At 49.9% G+C, this 6,699-nt stretch carries 7 protein-coding genes; 4 read left to right on the top strand and 3 right to left on the bottom strand.

The annotated features are described in order from the left end of the window. Positions 1 to 342 precede the first annotated feature (342 nt). From AAH187_RS18425 to AAH187_RS18415, 3 genes are all read right to left on the bottom strand, one after another. Entirely contained in the window at positions 343 to 762 is a 420-nt protein-coding gene (locus tag AAH187_RS18425) for a type II toxin-antitoxin system VapC family toxin (protein WP_342349951.1), read from the bottom strand. Between the two features lie 8 nt (positions 763 to 770). Next, entirely contained in the window at positions 771 to 1,004 is a 234-nt protein-coding gene (locus tag AAH187_RS18420) for a hypothetical protein (RefSeq protein WP_342349950.1), read from the bottom strand. A 314-nt stretch (positions 1,005 to 1,318) separates the two neighbouring features. Further along, the gene (locus AAH187_RS18415; RefSeq protein WP_342349949.1) at positions 1,319 to 1,657 is read right to left on the bottom strand and encodes a tRNA-binding protein; all 339 of its coding nucleotides are present in this window, start codon (positions 1,655 to 1,657) and stop codon (positions 1,319 to 1,321) included. Positions 1,658 to 1,983: 326 nt separating this feature from the next. On the opposite strand from AAH187_RS18415, the gene AAH187_RS18410 reads away from it, so the two are divergent. The 4 genes from AAH187_RS18410 (at position 1,984) to AAH187_RS18395 (ending at position 6,696) form a co-directional block, all read left to right on the top strand. Beyond that, a complete protein-coding gene (locus AAH187_RS18410; protein ID WP_342349948.1) occupies positions 1,984 to 2,346 on the top strand; it encodes a hypothetical protein in 363 nt (120 codons plus the stop codon). 525 nt (positions 2,347 to 2,871) lie between these two features. Continuing rightward, the gene (locus AAH187_RS18405) at positions 2,872 to 5,337 is read left to right on the top strand and encodes a DUF87 domain-containing protein (protein WP_342349947.1); all 2,466 of its coding nucleotides are present in this window, start codon (positions 2,872 to 2,874) and stop codon (positions 5,335 to 5,337) included. Positions 5,338 to 5,527: 190 nt separating this feature from the next. Further along, on the top strand, positions 5,528 to 5,953 hold the full coding sequence (locus AAH187_RS18400; RefSeq protein ID WP_342349946.1) for a DUF2780 domain-containing protein: 426 nt from the start codon (positions 5,528 to 5,530) through the stop codon (positions 5,951 to 5,953). A gap of 50 nt (positions 5,954 to 6,003) precedes the next feature. Next, on the top strand, positions 6,004 to 6,696 hold the full coding sequence (locus tag AAH187_RS18395) for a DUF2959 domain-containing protein (RefSeq protein WP_342349945.1): 693 nt from the start codon (positions 6,004 to 6,006) through the stop codon (positions 6,694 to 6,696). The last annotated feature ends 3 nt before the right edge of the window (positions 6,697 to 6,699 follow it).

The following is a 6,699-nucleotide window of genomic DNA, read 5'->3' as shown; positions in this document are numbered from 1 at the left end:
TGCATTCAACTGCATCCTAAAGATCTTCAATTTGTATTTGAAACAGTCCCAATGGGAACCCCGCTCATCATTATCTGAATAATTCCAGGGACTCATGTTCTTCCTAGTTTGGTGTTAATTCTTGGTAAGTGCACCGTTCTAGCAGGTCGGCAACCTTTCATAGTCCATATGAGATAAAAACTCGTTTCAGGAACGGGAAGATATTCATTGCCTATGTCTTGATCCATGCGAGGGACCTTTATTTTTCCATGCCAGTTCCTGTCCTTCAGTCTGTAGCTGACCAAGAGAGGCAAATTGGAGGATAAGGGCCGGACTCCAAACCTACCGTCCATCCCTTTAGAGTCAACCCGCTAAAGGAAAGCTCTTTAACTCCATGATTTGGCCTAGCTGGACAGCTTTTCGAAAATATTGGATGTCATCTGTGATGAGGATGGCATCAGAAGACTGCAACGCTACCGCATGATACAGAGTATCAAAGAGATGATGATTGAGACTTACTGCAAGACGACAGGCCTGTTCATACACTTCCGATTCCGCAATCGAGGGCAACTCCATCGCTAAAAATGCCTGTAGAAGACCGATTGATTGGGTTGGGGCTAAACGGGCCAAAACAGCTGCTACTTCAGCCAGCCAATGCGGGGGCTGGAGCACCTGGCAATTCCCCTGCTGAATCTCATACAAGAGAGCCAAAGCTTGGGCTTGATGAGTTTCGCCGTCTTGCCCCGGCAGGGCCCATTTCACCGCGACCCCGGCGTCGACCACTCAGGTGGTCATGGACGTCCCTGAGTCCTTACGAGCCGAATAGCCTTGTCCGTCACTCGGGGGGCCTTTTCGCGCAATACAAGTAACTGATCAATAGCCCGCTTGCGCTGCCCTATACGCTTCTGGTCTTTAATAGCCTGTTGCATCAATTGGGTTAACACCGCACTTTTGTTTTTCCCCGCAAAGACTTTATCGAATTGCTTTTTCACATCTTCCGGAACACTGAAATTCATGGTGGCCATCAAACCCCTCCATGGTTGAAATTTTCAACAATTTTGTGTTTCGCCGCCCCTCATTTGTTAAACCAGACCCTTTCCCCCACGTCCTCATAACTTTCCAAAAAAATTTGGCGTCATCAACTATCCAGATTGGGTCATTGCCCTGAATCCAGGGGACGACGAATCCGGCAACCACAATATCTCTGAAGATCCCCCTGAAAACATCGAGAATTGTCATAATTCGATCAAAGGAAAATATTCAAAGCCTCTCCCAGTATATTTTCCTTAAGTTTCTCCACGAAAATAGTTTGCCTGTCTGGAAAATCAGCTAACCATCTTTACAACAACTTTGTGCCTGGAGGAACGGGCTTGTCCGGGACACACAACGCCACCTCCCCCTTGTCATTATGAAATCCCGTGACCAGGCATTCCGACATCAACGGACCGATTTGTTTGCTTGGAAAATTCACGACGGCGACCACCAGCTTTCCCACTAAATCTTCCGGCTTGTAGAGATCCGTAATCTGAGCGCTCGACTTCTTGATGCCGATGTCCCTGCCAAAATCAACTTGCAGCATATAGGCAGGCTTTTTGGCTTCCGGGAAAAACGCGGCACTAACGATACGCCCGACCCGAAGCTCAACTTTTATGAAATCATCCCACGCAATGGTCTCCACCTCATCCCCCTTCAAGAACTAACAACAATTTTTCGAAATTCGAACAGTACCCTTCTTCCGGAGCGCTGTCTTCACCTTCAATCCTTATTTTTGCCTTACCTCCTAATGTTCAAATATACTAGTTCTTCCTCCCTAATCCATTCACCCCCGGTTGGTCCCCAGCTATGATTTATAGGCTAGAGGCTACACCATCTTCTCAAAAACAGCACTTTCCAGGATTGTTTCAATTCCACAAGGAAATACCAAACGTGTTGGTTAAGATTTCAAGAGGTTATTCCGACTGAACTGACAGGAATGAGGTTAAACCGCATCTTAAGGAGAAGAACATGTCCATCTTCATGCGATTGGTTCTGTTACTGACATGTATGTTGGCGGGATGCAGCACCACTGGAACGTTGGGAATTGTGACCAAAAGCTCAGCAGATCCAGCATCACTGTTAAAAAACAGCCAGGGTTTTGAGGAATTGGGACCAGCTGAAGGACAAGCGTGCCGTCATTTCATTTTGGCCATTATCCCATTTGGTCAATCGGATATGGCTAAAGCGGTGGATAAGGCCTTAGAAGCCACTGGCGGAGATGCCTTACTCAATGTCTCAGCAGAAAGCAGCCTGTATGGTTTCATTCCCATTTACAACGTCTATACTTTTACCTGCACCACAGTCAAAGGAACCGCGATTAAATTCAAATAGGGTACTGAGTTGACCTTGAAACTTACGTGACCGAAACTGACTGACCAGTCAATTGAGAAATCTCCAAGGTAAAGCCTACCGGAGACGTCAATGGGACCACTAATTATTCATGAGGTGGCGACATCCCATATCGGTCCAGGTCTTTCTCCTCCAGGCTTGCGGGTTGAGACCTGACAACGGCGGCTGATCGTATGGTCAGTCGCCGATTTTTAACTGATTCATCCCTATCCCCTGAAATAGCCTTTTCCTGAAAATCATCCGAGGATTAGTCAGACTATTTCCCTTGGTCCTTCCTTCCTTGCCCGAAACGAATCATACTCCTTTCTATACAACCCGAACTGGCTTCGCCCCCACCCCTTGCCGGAAGAAAAGATTTTTCAATTTTCTATTGCCAGGGTGCAGTTTCCCATGACACTTTGTTATCTTTTCACATGTGAAACAGATGTTTATCCGGCAAACAAGATCCCACCGCCCCGATTAAACGGTACAGTATCAATGACAAGTTAACGAAGGGAATGGCTCCCAATGTCTGATTATGAAAAGCTCGGGGTGTTTTATTTAGGGCGTCCGTACGACCTCGCCACCAAATCAGCAAAACCCGGCTTGCTTCTCTATGACTCTAAAGACTTGGTGACCCATGCCGTCTGCGTGGGGATGACGGGTAGCGGCAAGACCGGCTTGTGTATTGGCCTGTTGGAAGAGGCAGCGATCGACAATATCCCCGCCATCATCATTGACCCCAAAGGCGATATTGCCAATCTTTTATTGACCTTCCCTGACCTGCGCGGCAGTGATTTTCTCCCCTGGATCAATCCAGATGATGCGAAGAAAAAAGAACTCACACCCGAAGCCTTCGCGGACAAGGAAGCGACCAAATGGAAAGCAGGCTTGGAGTCCTGGGGCCAGGATGGAGCCAGAATCGCGAAACTCCGGGAAGCAGCGGAATTTTTAGTCTATACCCCTGGCAGCACGGCAGGACTTCCGGTTTCCATTCTGCAATCCTTTTCGGTACCTCCTCCAAAAATCCTTGAAGACGCAGAACTCTTAGGGGACCGAGTGGGCACCACGGCGACCAGCTTACTCAATCTGGTTGGTCTGGACGCGGATCCTCTGCAAAGTCCCGAGCATATTCTGCTGGCCAATATCTTGAAGACCTCCTGGGAAGCCGGCCAGGACCTGACGATTTCCTCGCTCATCCAACAGATTCAAACCCCGCCGTTTTCCAAATTGGGGGTGATGGACCTGGAATCGGTTTTCTCCTCGAAGGATCGCTTTGCGTTGGCGATGCGTTTTAATAATTTATTGGGTGCACCAGGATTTTCCGCCTGGCTGGATGGCCAGCCGATGGATATCGATCAGATCTTGCATTCTCCAACCGGCAAGCCCCGCATCGCCATTTTTTCCATCGCACATTTGAATGACACCGAGCGCATGTTTTTTGTCAGTCTCCTGCTCACTCAAATGGTCAGTTGGATGCGAAGCCAATCCGGCACCACGAGTCTGCGCGCACTGCTCTATATGGATGAGGTCTTTGGCTTCTTCCCTCCCATCAAAAATCCGCCCTCTAAAGCGCCGATGCTCACCATGCTGAAACAAGCCCGCGCCTTTGGCCTGGGGGTCGTGCTTGCGACGCAAAATCCGGTTGACCTGGATTACAAAGGATTGGGCAATACGGGCACATGGTTTATCGGGCGTCTCCAGACCGAACGGGACATGGCACGCGTGCTGGATGGACTCGAGGGGGCTGCGGCCAATAGTGCAGGAAACTTCAATCGTCAGAAAATGGAACAGATTATCTCCGGTCTCGGAAACCGGGTATTTCTCATGAACAACGTCCATGACGATGGACCGGAAATTTTTGAGACCCGCTGGGCGCTGTCCTATCTTCGGGGACCATTAACCCGGACGCAGATTAAAACTTTGATGGATCCGGTAAAAGCTTTGCTTTCCGATTCTGCAGCCTCACCCGTTTCAACGAACACCCAAGCTGCCGCCTCTTCATCTCATACCGGAACACCTCCCAGAGACAGCGCCACACATCCACCGGTTCTTCCCCCGGACATCCGCCAACATTTCGTGCCCATTCGGGGAGCGAGACCCGCAGATGCCTCAATCCTCTATCACCCACGCCTGTATGGCGCCGCATCGGTCCATTACCAGGATGCCAAAACGAAATTGGATGAAGTCCGGGAGGTCCAGGCCCTGGCATCCATGATTGCCGGTCCGGTCCCGGTCCAGTGGGATCAAGCGGAATCTCTCGATATTCCACCCGCTGATTTAAATGCCCATCCTGCGGACGGAGCACAGTTCGGGGATCTGCCCGGCACCGCCAGCCAGGAAAAATCCTATAAAGGCTGGGAAAAAGATTTTGAAGATTGGGTCTACCGGACACAAACCTTGAACATATTCCGGAATGCCTCGTTAGGAGTGACATCCGGCCCACATGAATCAGAACGTGATTTCCGCCTTCGATTACAACAGCTCGTCCGCGAACGTCGGGATGAAGAGACCGACACACTCAGAAAAAAATATGCCGGAAAAATGGCGACTCTTGAAGATCGTATCCGGCGGGCTGAGCAAGCCGTCCAACGGGAATCCGAGCAAGCCAAACAACAAAAACTCCAAACGGTGATTTCCATCGGCGCAACTCTTTTATCAGTCTTCATGGGCCGTAAAACCGTCAGCCGGTCTTCGATGGGTCAGGCCACGTCCGCCGTTCGTGGCATGAGCCGAACCATGAAAGAAGGCAAGGATGTGGACCGTGCCGAGGAAAATGTGGACGCCCTTCAACAACAATTGGCGGCTTTAGATGCGGAGTTACAACAAGAGATTCAATCACTGACCACTCAGTGGGATGTTCAAACCATTCCCCTGGAGACTCTCATTGTACGCCCCAAAAAGACCAACATTTCGACGAAGTTAGTGGCTTTGGCGTGGGTCCCGTACTGGATGGAAACCAGCAGGGGCCAACAGACTCCTGCGTGGCTTTGACCCTCTCACTGTCCAGCCAGGGATTTCCCGATTCGGGTTTCCTTTTGTGCGACACATCCCGTATCCTATCGTGTACGGCTGATGTTTCAACAGCAATGATCGACTAATGTGGAAGTGATCGGCCTACCCCCTCACTGATTTTTTTACCCGCGTGTCCAGGTATGCGATTGTTCACCAGGAGGTCTATGCCATGGAATTGATTCAACAACTTGTCAGCAATCTGGGCGTCAATGAAGGCCAAGCCAAAGGCGGCGCCGGGCTTTTGTTCAAACTGGCAAAAGACAAATTAGGAGCAGGCGAATTCCAACAGTTCGCCGAAAAGGTTCCAGAGGTCAAGGACCTCTTAGGAGCAGCACCGGCTCCCTCCACGGCGGCCTCTGCCGGCGGCGGCATGATGGGAGCGTTGGGAGGGATCGCCTCTTCACTCGGAGCCGGAGGATTAGGGGACAAGATGGGAGGATTAGGGAGTCTCGCCAATTTGGCAAGTGGATTTTCGCAACTGGGGTTAAGCACCGACATGATTGGAAAGTTTGTCCCGATCGTCCTTTCTTTCGTCCAAAATCAAGGCGGTGATTCCATGAAGGGGCTTCTGGAAAAAGTTTTGAAACCCTCGTAATCATCCATACCCTGATTGAACCAATGAACAATGACTTACACAAGGATGACATGATGCACCCTCGATATTTTCGTACTTACTCTCATAGCCTTTTACCGCTTCTGACATGTGGAATGGTCCTCTTGAGTCTCACCGCCCTCGGTTGCCAGAGCATCTATTATGATGCCATGGAGAAGATAGGCTATCACAAACGAGACTTGATGGTGTCCGATGTGGAAAAGGCCCGGGACGCCCAACAGGAAGCCAAGGAACAATTCAAATCCGCGCTTGACCGGTTTACCAAAACCCTCAATATCGAGGGAGGTGAATTACAGGACAAATACGACGTCCTGAATGCGGAATACGAACAGAGCGAGGCCAAAGCCCAAGCGGTTCGAGATCGCATCGCGTCGGTGGAAGATGTCTCTGAGGCTCTATTTGAAGAATGGGAGGCTGAACTCAAAGAATATTCCAGCGCCGCCTTGCGCAAAAACAGCCAAAAACAACTCACACAAACACGTACCCAATATGCTCAATTAATCAAAGCCATGAAACGGGCAGAAACGAAAATGGACCCGGTGTTGGCGAAATTCAAAGACCAGGTCCTCTTTCTGAAACACAACCTGAACGCACAAGCCATCGCGTCGTTAAAAAGTGAGTTAGTCTCGGTGGAAGGCAACATCGCCGCACTCATTAAAGAAATGGAGGCGTCTATCAAAGAAGCTGATTCCTTCATTGCCTCGATGGAGAAAGAAAAGGCATAACAA

Source organism: uncultured Nitrospira sp. (assembly GCA_902500695.1).
Lineage (GTDB): Bacteria > Nitrospirota > Nitrospiria > Nitrospirales > UBA8639 > Nitrospira_E.
Note: the sequence above shows the minus strand (reverse complement) of the source record. Positions and strands in the feature narration are given on the sequence as shown.

What these genes read in the sequence shown, in the direction of transcription:
- AAH187_RS18420 (WP_342349950.1), bottom strand. Translation starts at nt 1,004, where the DNA reads ATGGCCACCATGAATTTCAGTGTTCCGGAAGATGTGAAAAAGCAATTC.
- AAH187_RS18410 (WP_342349948.1), top strand. Translation starts at nt 1,984, where the DNA reads ATGTCCATCTTCATGCGATTGGTTCTGTTACTGACATGTATGTTGGCG.
- AAH187_RS18405 (WP_342349947.1), top strand. Translation starts at nt 2,872, where the DNA reads ATGTCTGATTATGAAAAGCTCGGGGTGTTTTATTTAGGGCGTCCGTAC.
- AAH187_RS18400 (WP_342349946.1), top strand. Translation starts at nt 5,528, where the DNA reads ATGGAATTGATTCAACAACTTGTCAGCAATCTGGGCGTCAATGAAGGC.
- AAH187_RS18395 (WP_342349945.1), top strand. Translation starts at nt 6,004, where the DNA reads ATGATGCACCCTCGATATTTTCGTACTTACTCTCATAGCCTTTTACCG.